Here is a 22,852-nt window from a genome sequence, read left to right as displayed (position 1 = left end):
CTAAAAATACATCATGCAAAAACTCCAACTCATCGATTACATTGTTTTCTTCGTGTACTTTGTCATCGTCTCCAGCTACGGCTATTGGATTTATACCCGCAAAAAACATTCTGAGATTGACTCCAAAGATTTCTTTTTGGCGGAAGGATCGCTCACGTGGTGGGCCATTGGTGCTTCGCTGATAGCATCCAATATTTCGGCAGAGCAATTTGTGGGTATGTCAGGCTCCGGTTTTGCCATGGGCTTGGCAATAGCATCCTATGAGTGGATGGCCGCGGTTACCTTGATCATAGTGGCTGCGTTTTTCTTGCCTATTTATTTGAAGAACAAGATTTATACCATGCCCCAATTTTTGTCGCAGCGGTACAGTCCTCTGGTGGCCACCATCATGGCGGTGTTTTGGTTGTTGATGTACATCTTCGTCAACCTTACTTCTATTTTGTACTTAGGTGCATTGGCGGTGGACACCATCACAGGCATTGGGTTTACCACTTGCGTAATTGGCCTGTCCATCTTTGCCATTTTCATTACCCTTGGGGGGATGAAGGTGATTGGCTATACGGATGTGATCCAAGTGATTGTTCTAGTATTAGGAGGCTTGGCTACTACTTACCTGGCGTTGGAACTGGTGGCACAAAAAATCAGCGGTGGCGATGTGTGGACAGCACTTGGCTATGTACAAGATAATGCTTCCGACCATTTTCACATGATCTTGCAAAAGGGCGACATGATGATGCCCGATGGTAAGGGAGGCACCGAAGATGCTTACCAAAAATTACCTGGCATTGCCGTTTTGGTTGGCGGACTTTGGATTGCAAACATTGGCTATTGGGGATGTAACCAGTATATCACCCAGCGGGCCTTGGGTGCAGATTTGCCAACCGCGCGTAAAGGTTTGCTCTTCGCAGCTTTCTTGAAGTTATTGATGCCGGTGATTGTGGTGCTGCCCGGCATTGCCGCTTACGTGCTTTACAAAAACGGATTCTTCCAAACGGAAATGCTTGAGTCTGTGACGGTCGATGGAATTACCAAAGAAGTGGTGAAGTCAGACAAGGCCTATCCAGTGCTACTTAATTTATTGCCCACAGGCTTGAAGGGGTTATCGTTCGCAGCTTTGACGGCTGCTATTGTGGCTTCCTTGGCAGGCAAAGCCAATAGCATCTCCACTATTTTTACATTGGATATCTACCAAAAGTTTTTTAAGAAAAGTGCTTCCGAAAAGAATCTTGTCAACGTGGGCAAAGGCACGATTTTAGCGGCCATGCTCATTGCCATTTTTATGGCACCTCAGTTGAGCCGCTTTGATCAGGCTTTTCAATTTATCCAAGAGTTTAGCGGCTTGATATCACCCGGGGTGGTGGCCATATTTTTGATGGGTATGTTTTGGAAGCGCGCCAACGGAATGGCTGCTTTAGTTGCCGCCATTGCTACGCTACCGCTGGGCATTGGCTTTAATGAGTATTTTCCTGAGATGCCTTTCTTAAATCGGATGAGTTCAGTTTTCTTGGTGCTCATCGCGATCATTCTGGTCGTTAGTTTACTTTCTCCTTATAAACCCAAAAAGGACGGAATAGAAGTGACCGCTGACATGTTTAAGATTGAGAAGTCTTTTGCAATTGGTTCCATCATATTGATGGGTATTATTGCGGCATTGTATATTGCTTATTGGTAATAAGTCGGGAAGTCCGTAAGTCCGCAACTTAATTGCTTTTGCTGGCTTTCCGACTTTCCGACTTTTCCGACTAAAAAAAACTTCGAAGTGACCCAAGCTGTTTCCCCATCCGATAAAAAAAATCTCTGGACGGTCATCACCGCTTCTTCAGTCGGCACACTCATTGAGTGGTACGACTTTTTTATTTTTGGAAGCCTGGCTACTATTTTGTCGGAGCAGTTTTTTCCGAAGACCAATCCTACTGCTGCTTTTCTTTCTACACTCGCTACGTTTGCCGCTGGTTTTATAGTAAGGCCATTCGGTGCCTTGGTGTTTGGTCGCTTGGGCGATAAGGTGGGGCGCAAGTACACCTTCTTGGTCACACTCATCATTATGGGCGGCTCAACGTTTGCCATTGGCCTGGTGCCGAATTATGAAACGATTGGCATCTTTGCACCTCTCATTGTTTTGTTACTTCGATTGTTGCAGGGCCTCGCACTTGGGGGCGAATATGGAGGTGCAGCCACTTATGTTGCCGAGCATTCGCCTGCTGCTCAAAGAGGTTTTTACACCAGCTTCATTCAGATTACCGCAACGCTTGGTTTGTTTGTTTCGCTGGGCGTGATATTGATGGTGCGCCAATCGGTAGGAGTAGAGGCATTTAGCAGTTGGGGCTGGAGAATTCCATTTATACTTTCTGCTTTGTTGGTGGGTGTATCGATATTCATTCGCTTGCGCATGAGCGAATCGCCTTTGTTCGCAAAGCTAAAAGCGGAAGGAAAAACTTCGGCCAATCCCATCAAAGAAAGTTTTGGTAAAAAAGAGAATTTACAAATGGTGTTGATCGCATTGTTTGGTGCAACAGCCGGGCAAGGTGTGGTGTGGTATACAGGGCAGTTTTATGCACTTTCATTTATTCAAAAAACTTGTCAGATTGAGTATGTACAATCCAATACCATTGTAGCCATTGCATTGTTGATTGGCACTCCGCTGTTCGTTTTTTTTGGTTGGTTATCCGATCGGGTTGGGCGAAAGTTTATCATGATGACGGGTTTGCTGTTGGCCGTTGTTCTCTATCGACCTATCTATCATCAGATGTATTCCCTCTCAGATGTGGCTACCAAAACAGTGGTAGATACCGCCACGCAGATTGAGCATACGATTACGAAAAACGAAAAAGGCGAATTGGTGGACAACACCAAACGAACCCAATTTTACAGCGATGGCACCAGCTTGGCAGAAATCACCAAGCAAAGTCAGAGCAGCAAATGCCCAAGCCCGAGACCAAACGCGAGGTAATTTTGAAGTGGCAGCAATTATTATTGGATGATAGGCCTGATTTTGATTCAGGTGATACTGGTAACGATGGTGTACGGCCCGATCGCTGCATTTTTAGTAGAACTATTTCCCCACACGCATCCGCTATACGTCCATGCAGTTTGCCGTACCACATTGGCAATGGGGTGTTTGGTGGCCTAACACCTTTTATTGCCACCGCGCTAGCCTCACAAAGCACCGATAAGTTCGTGGGCCTGTGGTACCCCATCATTGTGGCAGCTATCAGTTTTGTGGTGGGGATGATTTTTTTGAGTAATAAGAAGAAGGCAGAAGTTGAATGAGAATCTTTAAGATTTCATTGGGTATACTTTTTTCAGTGGTTGCATGCTACCATGTGATTCACGCCCAAAGTTCTTTTTTTTGAGCAACTTTCTGATGCAGCTCTTTCATTGACCAAGCAAGATGTAAAGTATGATCCTTCCTATTTTTCAATTAAATATCCAAATGGTGATGTCCCTTCAAACAAGGGCGTGTGCACAGATGTTGTTATACGTGCTTATCGTATGCTAAAAATTGATTTGCAATCGGAAGTGCATAAAGACATGAAGAATAATTTTAAAGTATATCCGGCCAAATGGGGAATGAAAACTACCGATACCAATATTGACCATCGGAGAGTACCCAACTTGATGAAGTATTTTGAAAGAAAAGGTAAAACTTTAAAAATATCAGACAAACCTCAAGACTACAATATAGGCGACATTGTTTGCTGGGACTTGGGGAAAGGGATAACCCATATTGGAATTGTTGTGAATAGAAAATCGTTGGATGGAAATCGATTCATGATTGTGCACAATATTGGTGCAGGTCAAGAGTTGGCTGATTGTCTTTTTAATTTTAAGATTATTGGGCACTATCGCCTTGGAAAATAGGAATTTCTAAAAGTTAATGAGGCAATTATAAGCAATTTTTTCCCATTTGAAGTTTAGTAAGAAACCAATAAAATGTAAATACTAAAAAACGTTCGAATCAATTCCCAAAATATTACCCTTGGAAGAGTTTAGGACCAGTATTTTTGAAAAGACAAGAGAAAAATCAACCAAGCGTTTATTCTATAATCTTGGTGTTTTTGGAAGCATATGCGCGCTTTGGGTACTGTACTTTTTTGGATTTCCGTTGGTAGGATTGAAAACAGCAGTAACTATTTCAATAGCATTATTAGGGATGAAAATTTAGGATGATAAATATATGGGCATTACTGCTTACGGGGAGCGAAAGGATACCATTGTAATTTCTGAGCAATATTTAGAGATCAGAGGAATAAGAATTCTGTATTCCGAGCTTACAAATTTGGTGATATATGTAGACGAATATTTGGGCATGTCAAAAGAAATCTATGGCATTCATCATGGTGGAAATAATTCAATTGAGTTTGACCGTAATGGGAAATCCGTTTTGATTAATTATGTTATTAAGAACAAGCAAGATTTTGAAAAAGTAAATAAGCTGGTAAATAGGATTGAGCGAAACCCTGACTTTAAGAAAAATCTTCGCAAAATTTAGCTTTATCTTGCGTTCATCCTCCTTGGGGTTCTTCTTCAACGGGTATGCGGACGAGCCTAGATAATTTTTTTTAATTTCGCAGAGCCACATGAATCAAGACCCAATTTTTATTACTGCGAACTCACAAGACGAATTCAAACTCTCCAAATCACTCTTCCAGCTATACGCCAACTCCCTCAGTTTCAATCTCTGCTTTCAAGACTTTGAAAACGAACTCAATCACCTATCTATTCAATACAATAAACCAACTGGTGCGTTGATTTTGGCGTATCAAAATGAAACGGCTATTGGTTGTGTGGGTGTTCGGTATTTGGATAAAGAAGTTGCTGAACTGAAACGAATGTTTGTGCTGCCGGAGTTTAGAAAGTTAAAAATTGGGCATCGCCTTTTGGAGGAAGCATTGAAATCTGCAAAGGAATTGGGGTACAATAAGATTCGGTTAGATACGCTTCAAGATATGGTGGCCGCCCGGGCGCTCTACCAGAAAAATGGATTTTACGAGATCACTTCCTATCGGCACAACCCCATCGCAGGAGCAATTTACATGGAGAAAGTATTGAACTAGGCCAAACTGATTTCGCAAACGGTTTCTACCCTCCAACTTTTAGTTTTTTTTGCTCTTGCTCTTGCATCTTTCTGTCTGCTTTGTATCTTTAAGCAATGCCTAACGCCAATCTACTATCTGCCTATCACCCAAGCCCTAACACATGGGACGAAATGTTGGCGGATGAAGTCATTCGCGAGCATTACCAGATTTTCTTAGACAGTTTAAAAAAGTCGTCAATAACGGACCTTGCCCGTAAAGATGAGCTTGCCCGAAAACTTTTCATGAGCCAAGGCATCACATTTACCGTTTACAGCGATGGTGAAGGCATTGAGAAAATATTTCCATTCGATATTATCCCACGGATCATCACGGCATCGGAGTGGGCTCATATCGAGGTAGGCATCAAGCAACGATTGAAAGCGCTTAACTTATTTTTGAAAGACGTTTACCACGAGCAGGCCATTTTAAAAGACGGCATAATTCCTACTGAACTCATTCACAATTGCCCCAACTTTTTGAAGGAGATGGTGAACGTGAATGTGCCCTACGATATTTACACGCACATTTCAGGCATCGATCTCATCCGCGACAGCAATGGGTCGTTTTATGTATTGGAAGATAACTTGCGCACACCATCGGGTGTGTCGTACATGTTGGAGAATCGCAGCATGACGTATCGCGTTTTTCCTGGCCTGTTGCCGCAAAACAACGTTCGTTCCGTCAAAGATTATCCTGACTTGCTGCTGAAGAATTTGATCTCACTTTCTGATAGGCAAACCAGCAATCCAACCGTAGTACTGTTGACACCCGGTATCTATAACTCTGCTTATTTTGAGCACACCACGTTAGCGCGGTTGATGGGCGTGGAGCTGGTGGAAGGTCGTGATTTGGTGGTAGACGATGCCAAAGTGTATATGAAAACCACTTCGGGCTTGAAGCAGGTGGATGTAATTTACAGACGTGTGGACGATGAATTTTTAGATCCACTCGTTTTTAATCCAACCAGCATGCTGGGCGTTTCGGGTTTGTACTATGCGTATTGCAAAGGCAACGTGGCCATCATCAATGCTCCGGGCAATGGGGTGGCCGATGATAAAGCGGTGTACACGTTTGTGCCGCAAATGATCAAGTATTACCTGAACGAAGAGCCGATTTTGAAAACTGTACCTACTTACTATATGGAGAATCCCGACCACTTTAATTTAGTGTTTGGCGATGTTCGGAAAATGGTGATCAAAAAAACAAATGGGAGTGGGGGATATGGAATGTTGATGGGGCATTCGGCCAGTGATCAAGAAATAGCAGAGTACAAATTGGAGGTTGAAAAAAATCCAAGAAACTTTATTGCGCAGCCGATGATTCAACTTTCGTCTGTTCCGTGTTTTATCAATAACCAAATTCAACCGCGCCATGTTGACTTACGGCCATTTGCGCTGTATGGCCCAGCCGGAATTGAAATTGTTCCAGGTGGATTGACGCGCGTAGCCTTGAGACAAGGATCTTTGGTAGTGAATTCATCGCAAGGTGGTGGAAGTAAAGATACGTGGGTGTTAGGTTCGTAATGTTAGATGTGCGATGTATGATGTTAGATTTTTTTTTAGTTTGTATCGATCTGGTTCTTAAATCTCGCATCTTAAATCTAAAATCTTAAATTAATTCATGCTAAGCCGTGTTGCAGATTCTGTTTTTTGGATGGCGCGCTATTTAGAGCGTAGCGACAACGTACTCCGCCTGCTCCGCACAGATTATATAGCTTCTCAGGACGAGTTGCTTGACTACAATTGGCAATTGTTGTGCGATCAATTTGGTGACCCAGAACATCGAGCAAAAGTGGCCAAATACAGGGATGCATTGCATTATTTAGTGGTGAGTAGAGAACACGACTATTCGGTATTTAATAATATTGTCCGCGTACGCGAAAATGCGCGTTCGGTGCAAGATTACATCACCAAAGAGTTGTGGCAGTCGCTGAACGATTTTTATCATCGGATTCGTGATCCGCAAACGGAGAAATTTATTTCTTCGCAAGATCCTGTTACCGCTTTTGACTTACTGCTGCGCGAAAGCATTATTTTCTATGGCACAGTAGACGTTACCATGAACAGGGGTGAGGGCTATACATTTTTGAACTTAGGAAAATATATTGAACGATGCCTGATGTGTTTGGATATCCTAGAATTCAAAAGAATGCAAATGGCGAAAGCCGAGCAAGAAGGAATTCATTGGAAATATCTTTTGTACGCCTTGTCGGGATATGAATTTCACACGAAGTATTACAAAAATGCCTTGCAAGTGGAAGAGGTGATTCATCAGGTATTGTTCAATATGCAATTTCCGCATTCGGCAGCTTATGCCTTGGCGCAAACAGGTCGGTATTTTCAGCGGTTAAGTGCCGTATCAAAACCTGAATACTTTGATGAAATCAACGAGCTGATAAAACAGATCAACCTGTCGGTAGAAGAATATCAACATCAAAATCCGTTGGTGATTATCGAAAAATTAATCCCAGATCTTCGCGCCAAATTATTGTATTTGAATAAGCGCCTCGGCAGCCTTTATTTTGGCTATTTGTAATTGCATCTCCCTTCATGCGTGTTCACTACATTCATCATCGCACCCATTACCATTATCCACATTGGGTCGTTGATTCTGCCAATCAGGTAAAATTATTTCCACTACAAGATGCGCATCAGCACGTGGTGGAGCATCAACTGGTTGTTTCAGAAGATCCAGCGATTCATATTTTTCAAGATTACTTTGAAAATACCACCGGCTTTTTCACCCTTGTAAAGCCACATCGTGAACTATCAATAGAAAGTTTCTGCAAAGTTGAAATGACAGAGCAGGCAGTTCTGCCTCATCAATCAGCAGCAGTTGCTTGGACCGAGTTGAGAAGCAGCCAATTACAAACCAAGTGGCACGACTATTTGTTTGCAGAGTCTACGTTGCACCAGTCTTCGATTGAGGAGGCCACCCATTTAAATTCGAGCGAGCATCCTTTTGATGAGCTGCATCGACTTTCGGAGTACATTTTTAAAAATTTTGAGTACAAAAAGGGCGTTACCACCATCGAAACCGGAATTGATGAAATTTGGAAATTACGCGCTGGTGTTTGCCAAGATTTTGCACATTTGCTTTTGTACATGATGCGCTTACGCGGAGTGCCTTGCCGCTATGTAAGTGGTTATATTTGTCCAGGCAATAGCGAGTGGAGAGGAGAAGGTGCTACGCATGCGTGGGCCGAAGCATGGCTTCCCGATGTGGGTTGGGTAGGCATCGACCCTACCAATAATTGTTTAGCCGGTGAAAGACATGTGCGCTTGACTGTTGGCAGAAGCTTTTTAGATTGTACTCCGGTGAAAGGGACATACAAAGGTTCGATAGAACATCTGCTGGAGGTGACGGTACAATTTAGCTCTAGAGCTTTCACCGAAGTGCAACTAGCGCCAAAAGAAATTACAACTGAGCAAAAGTTGCATTTTAAGAAAGTTATTTCGGAGACTTATGAAATCTACAAACAAAGACAGCAACAGCAACAGTAATCTTGGTAGTGAATTTTTCTGCCCTTGGTCATTTTAATTACTTAAGAAATGAAGTCAATTCGATTATTATTTTCTTTCGCTTTGGTGAGTCTCTGTTTTTCTTCCAGCGCTCAACTCTATTATCCTGACACCATTTGGTTAACCAAGAAGCCCATGGAATTAAAATTGAACGCTGTGCTTTTGGATAGCGCTGTTCAGTTTGCGATCCGCAACGAAAGCAAAGTGGAAAAGGATTTGCGTATTGCCACTTTAAAAGCCTATGCTGCCGAGCCTGGTTATAAATTCTTTGGCCCATTCAAACATCGCGGCAAACCAGCAGGTGTCATTATTAAAAATGGTTACATCGTGGCGCAATGGGGCGATGTCAATCGCGTGGACATGACCTTTAGTGTTACCAAAAGTTATTTGTCAACGGTGGCTGGATTAGCGTATGATCAACGATTGATCCGAAAAGTAGATGACCGCGTGGTGGACTACGTGACAGACGAGAAATTTGAAGGGGAACACAATAGTAAAATTACCTGGAGTCATTTGCTCACACAATCCAGCGACTGGTCGGGTTGCTTGTTTGACTTTTGTGATTGGGCTGATCGTCCACCCAAGCAGGGAAGTATTGATGATTGGAAGAACAGAAGATTGGTAGAGCCAGGAACCCAATTTGAGTACAACGATGTTCGTGTAAATCTTTTAGCCTATTCGCTGTTGCAAGTCTGGCGCAAGCCTTTGCCGCTGGTGGTGAAAGAAAAAATTATGGATCCCATTGGAGCGTCTACCACTTGGCGATGGCATGGATATGATAATTCATTTGTGAATGTGGATGGCCAAATGATGCAATCCGTAAGCGGTGGCGGTCATTTTGGAGGCGGGCTTTTCATAAATACGTTAGACCACGCTCGCTTTGGTTTATTGTTCGCCCGAAAGGGTAAATGGAAAAACCAACAAATAATTTCCGAGCGATGGGTAAAAGCGGCTCAGCAGCCTTCTGCGCCAAATCCATCCTATGGCTTTATGTGGTGGACCAATGAGCAAAATAACTTGGGCAATGTTTCAAAAAAAATCTTCTATGCCGATGGCTTTGGTGGCAACTATATTGTTGTAGACCAAGAGCATGATTTAGTGATCGTGGCGAGGTGGCTCGACTCGGGTAAAATAGGGGAGTTAGTGAAGCGGGTAACGGCCGCGATTGAAAAGTAAATTAGTCTAAAAAAGCATCCATCGCCACTGTCGGTTTTCCGGAATCGTCAAATGCCCCCAATCCATAGCCTTGCCACTTTGCATAGCACTGAGGTTCCCAATAGAAAACACCCAGACCTTTATTATCTTTTATGCTTTTGGTTTTGCTAATAATGTCTTTCAAAAATGCGTTTGCCATGGCTGGTTGATCGGCCGGCATGCCCACCTCTACCACCATTACCGGAGTACCGTATCGGGCAACCATATCGTTCATGTTGATTAAACAGTTATTGTTAACAGTTGCCCAACCAGATAGCCCTTCAGGTGCCCACGTGGGATAGAGAGACATTCCAATGATGTCCCATTTTGCCCCATTGGTTTTAAGTCCGTCAAACATCCAACGGAACAAGCTATTGTTATAACCATTTGAAAGGTGAACAATTACTTGTGTATCGGGGCTAACTGATTTTACAGCATCATAACCGGATTTTACAAGGCTCGCAAAATTTGCCATCGATTTGGAAGCACGACCTATTTCCCACATCATTCCATCGTTGGTTTCATTACCAACTTGTACCCATTCGGGTGTAATGCCATTTAGCTTTAGTGTATCCATCACCCCTTTTGTATAGTTGTACAATGCAGTCCTCATGTCAGTATAAGACATTTTTGACCATGCAGATGGTACAAATTGTTTTCCAGGGTCTGCCCAGTCATCACTATAGTGGAAATCAATCATTAATCGCATGCCAGCATTTTTGGCCCGAATCGACTTTACCACGACATCTTTAGTATTGTTCCAGCCTTTTGCAGGATTAACCCAAGCTCGTAGTCGAATGGAGTTGATACCTTTATCTTTTAAAAGTTTTATACACTCTTGTTGCGTGCCCTCCTTGTCATAAAATTTTACCCCTGCCGCTTCCATTTCAGTAATCCATCCAATGTCAGCGCCTTTAGCGAATACGAGAGGTGATTGATTTGACTCAATTGGTGTATTGGTGGAAGATGAACAATTAACTGATAAATAAAAAATTAAAAGTAACAGCGCTTTTGATTTCATCTTGTCTGTAGATTTTAGGTAAAGTTCAGGCTAATCAAGCTGTGAAACAAAAAGTTTGGAATAAAGTTTATTCCGTTATCTTTGCGGATTATTTATCAAAAATTATCACAAAAAAAATGAAAGAAGGAACAGTAAAATTCTTTAACGAAGCGAAAGGTTTTGGCTTTGTAAGAGAAACATCAACAGGACAAGAGTACTTTGTCCACGCAACAGGTTTAATCGACAAAGTTCGCGAGAACGATGAAATCACATTTGACCTGAAAGAAGGCAGAAAAGGTTTAAATGCGGTTGACGTTAAGTTAGCCAAATAATATCCAATCACTTCACATAAAAGCCCTGACCAACCGTCAGGGCTTTTTTATGACTAAACAAATACACTTTTGACATTTTCTGAATTTAACTTTGACGCGAGGTTGGTAGATGGCCTCTTATCCATGGGCTATAATCAACCTACGCCCATTCAAGAGCAAGCAATCCCAACGATTCTTCAAAAGCGCGATCTGATTGCCTGTGCCCAAACCGGTACGGGGAAAACGGCCGCCTACCTTCTTCCTATTTTGAACAATATCATCCAAACAGAAAATAGGCACCTAAATACGTTGGTCATTGCACCAACGCGCGAGTTGGCGCAGCAAATCGATCAACAGATCGAAGGCTTTGCCTACTTCCTAGGCGTTAGTTCAATACCGGTTTACGGTGGTGGCGATGGCGCTATTTGGGATCAACAAAAGCGAGCCTTAGAGGCTGGCGTTGATATTATCATTGCTACCCCAGGAAGGTTGATTGCGCAATTGGCTTCGGGGGTTATTAAGCTAGACCAAGTAGAGCATTTGGTTTTGGACGAAGCAGATCGCATGCTGGACATGGGCTTTTATGAAGACATTGTTAGCATCATTAAGTACCTGCCTGAAAAAAGGCAAACCCTTTTGTTTTCGGCCACCATGCCTCCTAAAATACGGGCCTTGGCCAATCGTATTTTGAAAGATCCTGTGGAGATAAACATAGCCATTTCTAAACCTGCAGAGGGAATTTTGCAACAAGCATATTCAGTGTATGATGAACAGAAAGAAAAACTGATCAAGCATATTCTCAAAGACGACAAATACGCGAGCGCTCTTATTTTCGCTTCGACCAAAGAGAACGTAAAAAAATTAGATCGCTCTCTGCAGAAGATTGGTATTCAAGCAAAAGCCATTCATTCCGATTTGGAACAAGTAGAGCGCGAAAGCATTTTAAGGGAATTCAAAAACAAACAACTTTCAATTTTGATCGGAACAGATGTATTGTCTCGCGGAATTGATGTGGAGGGGATTAGCTTGGTAATCAATTTTGATGTACCGCCCGATCCAGAAGATTACATTCATCGGATTGGAAGAACGGCCCGTGCGGCTACTACGGGCACGGCCATTACATTTATTAACCCGAATGATCAGCGCAAGTTTTTTAGAATTGAAAGCATGATTGGGAAGGACGTTGAAAAAATAATCGTTCCTGCTGAATTAGGGGAAGCACCTGCCTACACACCCGAGACAAGACGGGAGAAAAGTTTTAAAAAACCATTTAGAAAAAAGAACCAATTTGGTAAACCCAGAAGCATTAAATGATTTGAGCAGGTAAGTTTTGACTTTTAAGTGGTGCTTGATTGCTTCTGAAATTAGGTGTAAAACAAAAAAGGCTTCACCATGTGGCAAAGCCTTTTTTTTGAAATAAGTTTTCTTACTTCACGTGTTTGCTTACAATCTTTGCAAGATCAAACATTGAAACCTGAGTTTTGCCTGCAAATAAATCCTTCAACTTTGCATCAGCATTAATCATTCTTCTGTTCTTGCTGTCTTGTAATTTATTTTTCTTGATGTAATCCCAGATTTTTTTGATCATCTCTGTTCTGGGTACTGGTTTGCTCCCGATTACTACAGCTAGTGTTGCACTAGGTGTAAGTGCGGCCATAAAGGCTGCGTTCGGTTTTCTTGCAGATTTCTTAGCAGCCTTCTTAGCTACTTTTTTCACTGCTTTTTTCACTGCTTTTTTAGCAGCTTTCTTCGCTTTTTTTGCCATAGCGTTTTGAATGTATTAGTGGTTTATTTATCCTATCGTGCCACTTGGCATGAACGATAAACTAGTGCGAATATATAGTATTATTTCATTATGCAAAAAATCGTTTTTTCATAGGGAAAATAGGGTAGCAATTACACCTCTGTTTCGAGCTGTTCAAGTACTACTTCAAGTGTGGAATAATCTTTTAAACCGGGCCTGTCTTCATCGCTGCCGTCTAGCCAAATGCCAGCTATTTTTTGCTGAAGCAAACTTTCAAGGGAAGATGCTTCTTGTACTTTTACAAGGGTAGAAAAGCCCTTTTCCCTCGAGAAATCAGCGATTTGGCTCTCCTCTGCTAATAGGAATAGAATTTCTTTCGGCAGGTTTTCCCTATGAAAATTCAAGTTTATCAAACTAGAATCCAATCGCATGATCAGCTTTTTTCCTCTGAGAATAGGTAAAAATTCCAGTTGGTGGGTGGTGAGAAGGATATGATCGGTGTTGTATTGTTCCAAGGTGGCTTTGATGTCGCCCACTTGTGAAACGTCCAACACAAACGTTGGGCCGCTGACCCAACCGGTTATCTCTTCAAAGGTTTTTGGATTAATCCGATGGGCGGGAAAACATAGGTAATCTACGCCCATGCCTGCGCAGTAGCGGGCGTCACTTAGGTTGGTGATGTTGCCAACCACAACGGTAGTCTTTAATGCCATGCCCAAATATCAAAAAGAAAAAATAACTTTGGCTTATGTTTGAGAGGAAATTAGCAAGCCATTTGACAAATAAGAGTACGCTGGTTAGTAAAAGGTTGATGATCATTGGGCTCATCATTGCTTGTGCTTGTGGTTCGGAGAACAACGTCACTCCTTCCGATCAATTGTATTTTCCATTGCAGGTTGGCAAGTATTGGATTTACGATGTGGAAGAAACTTCCATCCTTCGACTGAATTGTAATGACAATGGTGAAATTAATTCAAAATATGAATTGCTCGTTTCGGTAACCGATTCATTCCCCAATCCGGAAGGAGGGTATTCCTACAAGATGCTGCGATCAACGCGCATGACAAGTAGCCAAGTTTGGAATCCGGTGGCCACATGGACGTCAAAAATTGTAAAATCTCAAGCAATCAATAATGAAAGCAACGTGCCGTATGTGAAATTGATTTTTCCAGTCTTCGATGGTTTGCAATGGAACGGCAATCTCTTCAACAACGAAACTCAGTTGAACGGAAAAGTGGAAGATCAGTACAAACTTACATTGACGGACCAACCATTCACAAGCACAAAAGGTCAAGCGTTTGAGCAAACTGTAACGGTTATCCAAAATGATGAACAGAAAAATATTCTATACAGAGATACAAGAAGTGAAGTCTACGCATTCAATGTTGGATTGGTGTACAGGGAATCGTACCTCCTTACCTATTTTTCTAATTCGCAACTGCCCTGCTATGCACAAAACAAGACACAACAAGGTTCTATCTATAAGCAAACACTAAAGGAGTTTGGCAAAAACTGATATGAGAATAACAATAAGTATTCTCTTCGCTTTCTTTTTCACCACCTGTTGGTCGCAAACCAATCGCTACTTTGTCTTTTTTAAAGATAAAGTCAATACCACTTTTACGGTTAGTAATCCATCTGCATTTTTATCAGCTCAAAGTATTGCCCGCAGGCAGAAACAAAATATATCGATTGTTGAAGAGGACCTGCCCGTGAACGCTACCTACGTTCAGCAAGTAAAAGCGACAGGAGCAAAAACTTTTTTTACCTCCAAGTGGCGGAATGGGGTGTTGGTACAAACAGATGCTGCAACTATCTCCATCATCAACGCGTTGCCTTTTGTAAGCAAGTCAGAGTTGGTGGCGCCCAATGTTAAATTACAAGGGGGAAGAATAGCCTCTAAAGAAAGAGAGGAAAGTACGCAGCAAGCAGCCTCTACCAATGCCACTGAATTTCAGCTTGGTCAAATTGCACTTGATAAAATGCAAGCGTTGGGCTATCGAGGTGAAAATATCAACATCGCTCAATTTGATAGCGGCTGGATCGGGGTGAATACGGCTAGTCCTTTTCAGCATTTATTCACGGATGGTAGAATCAAAGCAACCTTTAATTTTATTACCAACACAAAGAATGTTTATTCCACTGATGATCATGGAACGGAGGTTTTTTCTGTGATGGCAGGCTATGTCCCAAATACCTTTGTGGGTGGTGTTTACAAAGCGAATTTCTTTTTATACTTAACGGAAGATGTATCAACCGAGTACCGTATAGAAGAATACAACTGGGTGTTTGCTGCGGAAAAGGCAGATAGCGCGGGTGTAGATGTGATCAATTCATCGTTGGGGTATAACACTTTCGATCAAACCTCCATGGACTACTCCTATGCTGATATGAATGGAAGCAAAACGGTGGTGAGTGTAGCTGCCAAGAAGGCAACCGAAAAAGGGATGATTGTAGTTTGCAGTGCTGGCAACGAGGGAGCAAGAGCTTGGAAATACATTACCGCCCCCGCGGATGTAAACGGAGTGTTAGCCATTGGATCTGTTACTACAACCGGTAGTAGAAGTAGCTTTAGTTCCTTTGGTCCATCTGCAGATAATCGAATTAAACCAGACGTAGTCGCATTTGGATCGGGTACCGTAGTGGTTACGCCCACGGGTAGCATCGGAACGGCTAGCGGAACATCGTTGGCCAGCCCATTGGTTGCTTGCTTAGCTGCGGGTTTGGTGCAAGCGTACCCTAGTTTAACATCGCAAGAGATAAGAGATGCGATTATTAAATCTGGTGACCAATCATTCGCACCTGACAACAATAAAGGGTACGGCATCCCAAATTTTGAAGGCGCAGTGAATTCATTGAAGACCATTCGGCAAACGGACTATCTAGCGGTTTATCCTAATCCGGTTTCCAGCAGCACAAACTATCAATTGACGATTTCATTTAAAGAGCCGATTGCTGACGCTTCCATCGTTTTGTATGATTTATTAGGTAGAGTGGTATTTTCTTACTCCGATGCCATAACTTGGTCAAAAATTCCGTTGACCTTAGATTTTTCTAATCAACCAACGGGTGTTTACATTTTGGAAATCAAAAGCAGCAAGGGGAACTATACGACTAAGGTTGTGAAGAGCAATTGATTTAATGCAGAATGTCTCTGGTTTATTGCTTTCGCATTACCACCCGCTGCACATTGGCAACAGAAAAGTTAGTTATATCCTTAACGGGAGATTCTCCCTTCTTACCTGAAGTAACTTCAAACACTAAGTTACTTTTATCTATCCATTCATAACTGGCAGTAAGCAATACTCCACTTACTTCAAACACGGAATAAAGTTTGTTGCCAAATTGGTAATCCATCAACTCCAATCCACCGCCTTCATCGGTAGAATAAATACCTTTTTCTTTGTCCTTTAGTTTTAAAACATAGTCTTTAACCATCGGCATTTTTTCTGACAAGTATTCCATCTTCCACGTCCAAGCATTTGCTTCTGCCGTTTTGGCTACTGTAAATTTTACTTTTACGCTATCGCGGATGATGCCTTGATTATAGATATGCATCATGCCTTGCCAAACGCCAATACATTTTTCAGGAAACAAAGTTTGAGCGGACATGGAAACAGAGCTACCCAGCAAAATAATCAAAAGGACTTTTTTCATACCTACCGTTTACAAATGCAAGGTATGGATTTGCTTCAAGAATAGCTTTTGAGCTACCAAGCTATTTACTATCTTTCAAACATGCTGTCACCATTCCTTAGTCAGAAATTTAAGTTTTGGTCGTTTGTGTCCATGCTGTTATTGGTGTTTGTGCATGGTTACAATTTAGAGCAACGGTATCTCCAACCATGGACAACTCCTGATGAATCCCTCACGGTCACATCATTTGCTGAATATTTTCTTTCCAATGGATTGTTGCGCTTTCGCATCCCGATGTTATTCATCATTTCAGGTTACCTATTTGCACTGCACGATGGTCAGCCCCATGGGCAACGCATCCGTAAACGAGCGAAGACGTTGTTGTTGCCCTATCTGCTTTGGAGTGCTTTCGCTTTAGCCTTGGTGTACGCATTCGAATTATTCCCACCAACAAAGGAACTCGTGATTAGCTCGCACATCGTACAAATTGATGACAAGCGGATGTTGGTACATGATTACAAATGGTATGAAGTAATGGCACGATGGATATTTTTTCCAGTGGCGTACCAACTTTGGTTTATTCGTGTGTTGTTTTTTTATAATGCGGCCTACGTGGGCATTCGTTGGTGTGTAGTAAACCCAAAAGCCAAAGTCGTTTTCTTTGCAATCGCCATCCTACTTTGGCTTTCAACGTTTGGGCTGGTGTTTGTGGAAGGAGAGGGCTTGCTCTTTTTTTCATTAGGTGTGTGGATGCAAAAGTCGAATTTCAATATTGAGAAACCTTCGGCTTTTCTTCAGCCCAAAATTTGGGTAGTTGTATTCTTGATGGCCGCAGGCATTAAAACCTATCTGGCTTTCAATGGAGTGGGTATTATCGGAAGTTCAACCTACCCAATCATTACCCTATTGCATAAACTTACCATCGCAAGTGGATTGATCGCGTGCTGGTTTGGTCTGGATAAAATTGTTTCGTTCCTTATGAACAAAAGGTGGTGGATTTGGCTCAGTGGTTTTTCGTTTATCATTTACGCAGTGTACGCGCCACTGGTGGCCATTCTTATCAATGGCATGTTTGATTGGTTGGATTTTATGTATGGCTATCGATTGATTACTTTTATGTTACTGCCTTTGCTTGTTATTCTCGGTTGCATCGGGCTTGGTGCAGCGTTGAGATCGGTGTCCCCAAAAACGTATTCACTTTTGACAGGCGGAAGAGGTCTTTAGAAATTCTTTCAAAACCCTTTATAAACCAATCATTGCGATTATCAATTTATTCCACTAAACTGTTTCAAAATTCATGCTATGCGTAAGTATCTAGTTGTTTTCTTTATGGTGGCTTCCCTTGCCGCCATTAGTCAGTCCATTGACCCATCTTTTTACCAAGAACTTCAATACAGATGCATCGGCCCGTTTCGGGCGGGGCGCACGGTGGGTGCAGTGGGAATTCCCACGCAGCCCAACGTATTTTTTATGGGAGTTAACAATGGCGGAGTTTGGAAAACCACCGACTACGGAAGAACATGGAAACCAATTTTTGATTCTGCCCCTACCGGTTCTGTAGGCGATGTGGCGGTCTCTCCTTCCAATCCCAACATCCTTTATGTTGGCACGGGAGAAGGCCTTCATCGTCCTGATTTATCCGTAGGAGATGGTATGTATAAATCCGTGGATGGTGGACAAACATGGAATCACATCGGTTTAAAAGATGCCCAACAGATTGGCCGGGTGATTGTGCACCCCACCAATCCGGATATTGTGTTTGCTGCGGTACTTGGGCATCCGTATGGAGCAAATGAAGAACGTGGGGTTTTTCGATCGCGCGATGGTGGCCAATCGTGGGAAAAAGTTTTGTACATCAATCACAACACAGGGGCAATCGAAATAGAATTTGACCCCGGTAATCCAACTACAATTATCACCGATTTATGGGAACATCGTGAAGGCCCATGGGAGAACGGTTCTTTCTTAGGCAAAAACAATGGCTTGTACAAATCAATCGATGGGGGAACTACGTGGAATAAAATCGGAAAGGGATTGCCAACTGCCGAGCAGGGATTAGGCCGCATTGGTTTTGGCATCGCGCCTAGCAACTCTAAAATTGTTTTTGCTACCGTAGATTCAAAAGAAAATGGTGGCATTTATAGAAGTGAAGATGGTGGCGAGAATTGGGTTCGTGTAAGCACCGATAGAAGATTGTGGGGCCGTGGTGGCGACTTTGCCGAAATACGTGTTCACCCTGAAAACCCTGATGTTGTATTTGTTGCAAACACTGCCGCGTATAGAAGCACTGATGGAGGAAAAACCTGGACGAGTTTTAAGGGCGCACCAGGTGGTGATGATTATCACCGCATTTGGATAAATCCATTGCAGCCGGACATCATGTTGTTTGCAGCCGACCAAGGAGCCGTTGTCACCGTCAATGGAGGTAAATCGTGGAGCAGTTGGTTAAACCAGCCAACTGCCCAGTTGTATCACATCAGCACCGACAATCAATTTCCTTATTGGGTGTATGGAGGCCAGCAAGAGAGTGGTGCGATAGGAATTGCGAGCCGAGGCAATGGAGGGCAAATTTCAATGCGCGATTGGATGGGTGTAGGTGCCGATGAATATGCGTATGTGGCGGCTGACCCCAAAAATGCTGACATTATCTATGGAGGCCGTGTTACCAAGTTCAACAAGAAAACAGGACAGACACAAAGTGTTGCTCCGGAAGCACTACGCTCCGGTCAATACAGAATGGTTCGCACGCTTCCTTTGTTGTTTCATCCTGCCGATAACGAGATGTTGTTGTTCGCTACAAATGTTTTATGGAAAACAAAAACAGGAGGGGAGAAGTGGGAAATCATTAGTCCAGATTTGACGCGCAAACAACCTGCTGTGCCCAACAATATTGGAGATTTCAAAACAGAAAGTTTGAATACGATGCCACAGCGTGGGGTGATTTATTCTGTTAGTGGTTCACCAAAAAATGCCAACATCATTTGGGCTGGCACAGACGATGGATTGGTGCATGTAACACGCGATGGCGGCAAAAACTGGAAAGAGGTTACTCCAGCATCTTTAACTTCTTGGGATAAAATCTCGCAATTGGATGCCGGACATTTTGACGAGAACACAGCTTACCTTTCGGTGAATGCTTTTCGCAAGGATGATTTGCGCCCTCATATTTATAAAACGCATGATGGAGGAGCTACTTGGAAAGAAATCGTAAATGGAATTTCACCGAATGCACCTGTGAATGTGGTGCGAGAAGACCCGAAGCAAGCAGGTTTACTTTTTGCAGGAACGGAACGTGAAGTCTTCTTCTCCGTAAATGAAGGAGAGAATTGGCAACCGCTCCGAATGAATATGCCGGCTACTTCCATTCGCGATTTGGTGATTCATGAAGATGATTTGGTGGTGGGCACACATGGCCGCTCTATTTGGGTGATGGATAACATCGCGCCTTTGCGCGCGATGGCCAAGGTCACTCAATTAAACCAAGATTTTCTTTTTCCAACTTCGACTGCAACACGCGTGCGGTTCAATATGTTTTCGGATACACCCATTCCACCCGATGAAGCCACCGGTAAAAACCCTTCTGACGGTGCTACCATTGATTACTTTATTTCCAATCCCGCGAAGGAAATTGTATTAGAGATTTTAGATGAGAAAGGAAATAAAATTAGAAGATATACCAGCAATGATAAACCCGAGCATCTCGATTCGCTGAAGATGCCACATCCTACTTATTGGATTCGGTCATCACAAATACTTTCAAACGGTCAAGGCCATCATCGGTTTGTGTGGGATTTGCGCTATGCGCCTCCACAAGGAGCGGATCGGCAGTTTTCCATTGCTGCTGTTTATAAAAATACAACTAGCAGTCCTGCAGGCCCATTAGTACATCCCGGAACGTACGCGGTTCGTTTGACGGTAGATGGCAAGTCGCAAGAGCAAAAAATAAATGTGCGCTTAGATCCACGTGTGGTGATTTCAGAAGTTGACTTGAAACTAAATACAGATAAATCGATGGAAGTATATAAACTCTACCATGACCTGCAAACGCTTCGTGAGCGGATTGACGTAAGGTTGACTAATTCGAAGTATAAGTGGAAGAAAGGGGAGAGGGAAGCTGTTATTGCTCAACGCGGAACGGGCGACCCTGAAAACCCGGATGTGCTGTATGGCAGTATCTATGCTTCCACCCGCGAAAAAGAGACACTTGTCTCCTTGCAAGAGAAGTTGCTTTACATTTTGGCGGTATTGCAAGGGGCAGATGCAAAGCCTACAGCCCAGATGTTGGAAGCTATCAATGCGTTAAAGACAAGAGCGCTAGAGATTAAGCAAGATTTTTCAAAGTTGGTTCCGGAAAAGAATCCCTAGCTTAAATTTAATTTTTGGATAGTTTTTTCAAATAGTCTCTACATTCGTATGTAATCAATTCTCTAATTTCTTCCCAGTTTACGTCTATCAACATTTCGGGCATGGGTGTCGGGTTATCTCGTGCCGTATCCACTTCGGCCAACGCAAATAAAAGTGATTTGTCAGACAACAATGGTTCGTAGCTTTTGAAAGCTTGAAAGCATTTTGTCTCCTCCAATACGTTTGAACAGAAAGTATATCCTTCTTTTCTCTTCTCTTCTCCCTGTAATATCACTTAACTTGAACGCTGCTAAATCTTCTAGTGCCGAAAGACGAACACCTTCTTCCACGAATGCTGGTTTTCTGAAAGGAATCAACCAATCGTCATAAATATCAACACGAACACCTTTGATGAATGCTCCAACGTTCGTTTGAGTCAGCGTAATATTCGTTAGCTCATGAAATTTATCTTTAAGCGAACGACTTATTAATCTTAGATCGACTTTATTGTTTGAAAACAAATCGATGTCTATTGATTTTCTATGGCCAAGCTGTAAAGCAATGGCAGTGCCACCCACCAACTGAAACGCGGCCAATTCATCCATAGACATTAAGGATTGCAAAGCTTCCAGCAATTCAGGTGTTATCGTTTCTTTGTGTAACATGAAGTAGAGACCTACCGATAAAACAATGACCGTTCTTCGTTCGCAGGAATCTCAACGTCTAAAAAAAGCCTTGACATTGCCTTGGCCATCGGTCTTAAATTAGACTTCAAGAGCAATTCTTTTATTTTTTCCTTACCGTAAAATTTGATTATCTCAGCAATTTCTTCCAGTGTTCCATATTCAAAAACACGTACCACTACCCACTCTGAAGACCGATTTAAGGCGAGAGGTATATTCTTTTCAGGAATATCCCAAAATAATTCTTTGGCTAGATTTATCTTTCCATTCGCAGTTTCAATCATGTTGCCTTAAACTTAACTGGCAGCTAAGTTACATAAGTTAAAATCATTTACTTTTTGGCTTCCTTTTCTGCAACGATGGAAGGACCTTTGGATACCGACATTAACTCCTGCATTGTTCGCTTCATGTTGTCGGGCGAGCCATCTAAAAAGATAGTGTTGCCTTTACCATGTTCAGCAAAATGACGGATGGCCTCTGTCCACATTGAAAACAAAATGAATGAAGAATCCAATTTTGCAATTTCCATTTCTTTGGCTGCCTGCGACATACCTTTGGCTACTTCCTCGCGGAAGAGTGCCACGCCTTGACCACGCAATTGAGCGGCAATGCGCTCTGCCTCTGCTGCAATTTTGATGGCATTACCATCTGCTTCCGCACCTTTCGTCTTGGTAATCAACAGTGCTTGCCCTTCATTTTCTGCAGCCGCTTTCAAGTTATTTGAGGCCACTACTTTTGCCATCGATTTCATAATGGTTTCATCAAAGGCGATGTCGTTCAATTGTAAGTCAATCAAGTGGTATCCCCAACCTTCTAAAGTTTGATCGAGCTGTTGTTTAACCTCCAACACAATTTCCGTTCGTAAGGAAAGAATCTCAGGTTGCTTTTTAGTGGCTACAAAACTACGGATTGAACCCTCAATGGTGCGCACCAGGGCTGTCATAAAACTTTGTTCATCCATAAATTTGAAGGCCACGTTTTTAATGGTCTCCTCATTTTGGTTCAGCACAGAGAACAACAACATGGCTTTAAAATTCACATTGGCTTGATCTTGGGTGGTGGCCTGAAATTCTAACTCCACTGAACGGTTTTGAACCGATACACGCGAGTGAATTACTTCAATGAATGGGATTTTCATGTTTAACCCAGGGCGCATGACGCGCTGGTATTTCCCAAAAACCGTTACAACCGCCATGTTGCCTTGCTTGACCGTTACAAATGCGGTAAATAAACTAATGAACGCTACAAAAAGAACGAGAATGATAATGATTTCTGTTTGCATGGATATTTTTTTCTTGTTTTATACGAAGTTAGCGAAGATGAGGGTCAAAAGTTACAGAA

22 protein-coding genes and 1 pseudogene are annotated in these 22,852 nt (G+C 42.5%); 15 read left to right on the top strand and 8 right to left on the bottom strand.

Annotated features, from left to right (window positions below):
• Positions 1 to 13: 13 nt before the first annotated feature.
• From KA713_07600 to KA713_07560, 9 genes and pseudogenes are all read left to right on the top strand, one after another.
• Positions 14 to 1,672 carry a sodium/sugar symporter gene (locus tag KA713_07600; protein UXE68428.1) on the top strand — a complete coding sequence of 553 codons (1,659 nt, stop codon included), beginning with the start codon at positions 14 to 16 and terminating at the stop codon, positions 1,670 to 1,672.
• Positions 1,673 to 1,759: 87 nt separating this feature from the next.
• A pseudogene (locus tag KA713_07595) lies at positions 1,760 to 3,270 on the top strand (MHS family MFS transporter).
• 108 nt (positions 3,271 to 3,378) lie between these two features.
• Positions 3,379 to 3,861, top strand: a complete 483-nt coding sequence (locus KA713_07590) for a DUF1287 domain-containing protein (protein ID UXE68427.1) — start codon at positions 3,379 to 3,381, stop codon at positions 3,859 to 3,861.
• A gap of 316 nt (positions 3,862 to 4,177) precedes the next feature.
• Positions 4,178 to 4,492 (top strand): hypothetical protein, encoded by a 315-nt coding sequence (locus tag KA713_07585; protein UXE68426.1) that lies wholly within the window; start codon positions 4,178 to 4,180, stop codon positions 4,490 to 4,492.
• An 88-nt stretch (positions 4,493 to 4,580) separates the two neighbouring features.
• The gene (locus KA713_07580) at positions 4,581 to 5,057 is read left to right on the top strand and encodes a GNAT family N-acetyltransferase (GenBank protein UXE68425.1); all 477 of its coding nucleotides are present in this window, start codon (positions 4,581 to 4,583) and stop codon (positions 5,055 to 5,057) included.
• A 95-nt stretch (positions 5,058 to 5,152) separates the two neighbouring features.
• Positions 5,153 to 6,601, top strand: a complete 1,449-nt coding sequence (locus tag KA713_07575) for a circularly permuted type 2 ATP-grasp protein (protein ID UXE68424.1) — start codon at positions 5,153 to 5,155, stop codon at positions 6,599 to 6,601.
• Positions 6,602 to 6,698: 97 nt separating this feature from the next.
• Positions 6,699 to 7,613, top strand: coding sequence for an alpha-E domain-containing protein (locus tag KA713_07570; GenBank protein ID UXE68423.1), 915 nt, complete (start codon positions 6,699 to 6,701; stop codon positions 7,611 to 7,613).
• 14 nt (positions 7,614 to 7,627) lie between these two features.
• Positions 7,628 to 8,581 (top strand): transglutaminase family protein, encoded by a 954-nt coding sequence (locus KA713_07565; protein UXE68422.1) that lies wholly within the window; start codon positions 7,628 to 7,630, stop codon positions 8,579 to 8,581.
• Between the two features lie 48 nt (positions 8,582 to 8,629).
• On the top strand, positions 8,630 to 9,775 hold the full coding sequence (locus KA713_07560) for a serine hydrolase (protein ID UXE68421.1): 1,146 nt from the start codon (positions 8,630 to 8,632) through the stop codon (positions 9,773 to 9,775).
• A 1-nt stretch (position 9,776) separates the two neighbouring features.
• Here the strand turns inward: KA713_07560 and KA713_07555 are convergent, their stop codons facing one another.
• Entirely contained in the window at positions 9,777 to 10,814 is a 1,038-nt protein-coding gene (locus tag KA713_07555) for a glycosyl hydrolase 53 family protein (protein ID UXE68420.1), read from the bottom strand.
• Between the two features lie 116 nt (positions 10,815 to 10,930).
• Between KA713_07555 and KA713_07550 the strand changes: the two genes are divergently transcribed.
• Both KA713_07550 and KA713_07545 read left to right on the top strand, forming a co-directional pair.
• Complete coding sequence (locus KA713_07550) at positions 10,931 to 11,125, top strand: cold shock domain-containing protein (protein ID UXE69071.1); 195 nt, start codon at positions 10,931 to 10,933, stop codon at positions 11,123 to 11,125.
• Between the two features lie 69 nt (positions 11,126 to 11,194).
• Positions 11,195 to 12,418, top strand: coding sequence for a DEAD/DEAH box helicase (locus KA713_07545; GenBank protein UXE68419.1), 1,224 nt, complete (start codon positions 11,195 to 11,197; stop codon positions 12,416 to 12,418).
• A gap of 112 nt (positions 12,419 to 12,530) precedes the next feature.
• Here the strand turns inward: KA713_07545 and KA713_07540 are convergent, their stop codons facing one another.
• Positions 12,531 to 12,869, bottom strand: coding sequence for a hypothetical protein (locus KA713_07540; GenBank protein ID UXE68418.1), 339 nt, complete (start codon positions 12,867 to 12,869; stop codon positions 12,531 to 12,533).
• 131 nt (positions 12,870 to 13,000) lie between these two features.
• The gene (locus KA713_07535; GenBank protein ID UXE68417.1) at positions 13,001 to 13,561 is read right to left on the bottom strand and encodes a hypothetical protein; all 561 of its coding nucleotides are present in this window, start codon (positions 13,559 to 13,561) and stop codon (positions 13,001 to 13,003) included.
• Positions 13,562 to 13,596: 35 nt separating this feature from the next.
• Between KA713_07535 and KA713_07530 the strand changes: the two genes are divergently transcribed.
• A complete protein-coding gene (locus KA713_07530; GenBank protein ID UXE68416.1) occupies positions 13,597 to 14,364 on the top strand; it encodes a hypothetical protein in 768 nt (255 codons plus the stop codon).
• 1 nt (position 14,365) lies between these two features.
• Complete coding sequence (locus KA713_07525) at positions 14,366 to 15,985, top strand: S8 family peptidase (protein ID UXE68415.1); 1,620 nt, start codon at positions 14,366 to 14,368, stop codon at positions 15,983 to 15,985.
• Between the two features lie 22 nt (positions 15,986 to 16,007).
• Here the strand turns inward: KA713_07525 and KA713_07520 are convergent, their stop codons facing one another.
• On the bottom strand, positions 16,008 to 16,505 hold the full coding sequence (locus tag KA713_07520) for a hypothetical protein (GenBank protein UXE68414.1): 498 nt from the start codon (positions 16,503 to 16,505) through the stop codon (positions 16,008 to 16,010).
• An 81-nt stretch (positions 16,506 to 16,586) separates the two neighbouring features.
• Here KA713_07520 and KA713_07515 point away from each other — a divergent pair, with 81 nt between their 5' ends.
• Positions 16,587 to 17,708: an acyltransferase family protein gene (locus tag KA713_07515; protein UXE68413.1), complete on the top strand. Its 1,122-nt coding sequence runs from the start codon at positions 16,587 to 16,589 to the stop codon at positions 17,706 to 17,708.
• Between the two features lie 78 nt (positions 17,709 to 17,786).
• Positions 17,787 to 20,849: a glycoside hydrolase gene (locus tag KA713_07510; protein ID UXE68412.1), complete on the top strand. Its 3,063-nt coding sequence runs from the start codon at positions 17,787 to 17,789 to the stop codon at positions 20,847 to 20,849.
• 7 nt (positions 20,850 to 20,856) lie between these two features.
• Here the strand turns inward: KA713_07510 and KA713_07505 are convergent, their stop codons facing one another.
• Genes KA713_07505 through KA713_07490 form a run of 4 tightly spaced genes read right to left on the bottom strand, consistent with a single transcriptional unit; the run spans position 20,857 to position 22,793 of the window.
• Complete coding sequence (locus KA713_07505) at positions 20,857 to 21,018, bottom strand: hypothetical protein (protein ID UXE68411.1); 162 nt, start codon at positions 21,016 to 21,018, stop codon at positions 20,857 to 20,859.
• Positions 21,011 to 21,493 (bottom strand): nucleotidyl transferase AbiEii/AbiGii toxin family protein, encoded by a 483-nt coding sequence (locus KA713_07500; GenBank protein ID UXE68410.1) that lies wholly within the window; start codon positions 21,491 to 21,493, stop codon positions 21,011 to 21,013. Before KA713_07500 ends, KA713_07505 begins: the two co-directional genes overlap by 8 nt.
• Positions 21,494 to 21,504: 11 nt before the next feature.
• The gene (locus KA713_07495) at positions 21,505 to 21,795 is read right to left on the bottom strand and encodes a hypothetical protein (GenBank protein ID UXE68409.1); all 291 of its coding nucleotides are present in this window, start codon (positions 21,793 to 21,795) and stop codon (positions 21,505 to 21,507) included.
• A 47-nt stretch (positions 21,796 to 21,842) separates the two neighbouring features.
• A complete protein-coding gene (locus KA713_07490) occupies positions 21,843 to 22,793 on the bottom strand; it encodes an SPFH domain-containing protein (protein UXE68408.1) in 951 nt (316 codons plus the stop codon).
• Positions 22,794 to 22,852 lie beyond the last annotated feature (59 nt).

Origin of the sequence: Chryseotalea sp. WA131a (assembly GCA_025370075.1) — a bacterium.
Classification (GTDB): Bacteria; Bacteroidota; Bacteroidia; order Cytophagales; family Cyclobacteriaceae; genus ELB16-189.
The sequence above is the reverse complement of the archived record's forward strand: the minus strand, read 5'-3'. Positions and strand labels throughout refer to the sequence as shown.

Bases quoted from the DNA above. Each gene is read 5' to 3' on its own strand.
- KA713_07600 (UXE68428.1), top strand. From the start codon at position 14: ATGCAAAAACTCCAACTCATCGATTACATTGTTTTCTTCGTGTACTTT.
- KA713_07585 (UXE68426.1), top strand. From the start codon at position 4,178: ATGGGCATTACTGCTTACGGGGAGCGAAAGGATACCATTGTAATTTCT.
- KA713_07580 (UXE68425.1), top strand. From the start codon at position 4,581: ATGAATCAAGACCCAATTTTTATTACTGCGAACTCACAAGACGAATTC.
- KA713_07575 (UXE68424.1), top strand. From the start codon at position 5,153: ATGCCTAACGCCAATCTACTATCTGCCTATCACCCAAGCCCTAACACA.
- KA713_07570 (UXE68423.1), top strand. From the start codon at position 6,699: ATGCTAAGCCGTGTTGCAGATTCTGTTTTTTGGATGGCGCGCTATTTA.
- KA713_07565 (UXE68422.1), top strand. From the start codon at position 7,628: ATGCGTGTTCACTACATTCATCATCGCACCCATTACCATTATCCACAT.
- KA713_07560 (UXE68421.1), top strand. From the start codon at position 8,630: ATGAAGTCAATTCGATTATTATTTTCTTTCGCTTTGGTGAGTCTCTGT.
- KA713_07555 (UXE68420.1), bottom strand. From the start codon at position 10,814: ATGAAATCAAAAGCGCTGTTACTTTTAATTTTTTATTTATCAGTTAAT.
- KA713_07550 (UXE69071.1), top strand. From the start codon at position 10,931: ATGAAAGAAGGAACAGTAAAATTCTTTAACGAAGCGAAAGGTTTTGGC.
- KA713_07540 (UXE68418.1), bottom strand. From the start codon at position 12,869: ATGGCAAAAAAAGCGAAGAAAGCTGCTAAAAAAGCAGTGAAAAAAGCA.
- KA713_07535 (UXE68417.1), bottom strand. From the start codon at position 13,561: ATGGCATTAAAGACTACCGTTGTGGTTGGCAACATCACCAACCTAAGT.
- KA713_07530 (UXE68416.1), top strand. From the start codon at position 13,597: ATGTTTGAGAGGAAATTAGCAAGCCATTTGACAAATAAGAGTACGCTG.
- KA713_07525 (UXE68415.1), top strand. From the start codon at position 14,366: ATGAGAATAACAATAAGTATTCTCTTCGCTTTCTTTTTCACCACCTGT.
- KA713_07520 (UXE68414.1), bottom strand. From the start codon at position 16,505: ATGAAAAAAGTCCTTTTGATTATTTTGCTGGGTAGCTCTGTTTCCATG.
- KA713_07515 (UXE68413.1), top strand. From the start codon at position 16,587: ATGCTGTCACCATTCCTTAGTCAGAAATTTAAGTTTTGGTCGTTTGTG.
- KA713_07510 (UXE68412.1), top strand. From the start codon at position 17,787: ATGCGTAAGTATCTAGTTGTTTTCTTTATGGTGGCTTCCCTTGCCGCC.
- KA713_07500 (UXE68410.1), bottom strand. From the start codon at position 21,493: ATGTTACACAAAGAAACGATAACACCTGAATTGCTGGAAGCTTTGCAA.
- KA713_07495 (UXE68409.1), bottom strand. From the start codon at position 21,795: ATGATTGAAACTGCGAATGGAAAGATAAATCTAGCCAAAGAATTATTT.
- KA713_07490 (UXE68408.1), bottom strand. From the start codon at position 22,793: ATGCAAACAGAAATCATTATCATTCTCGTTCTTTTTGTAGCGTTCATT.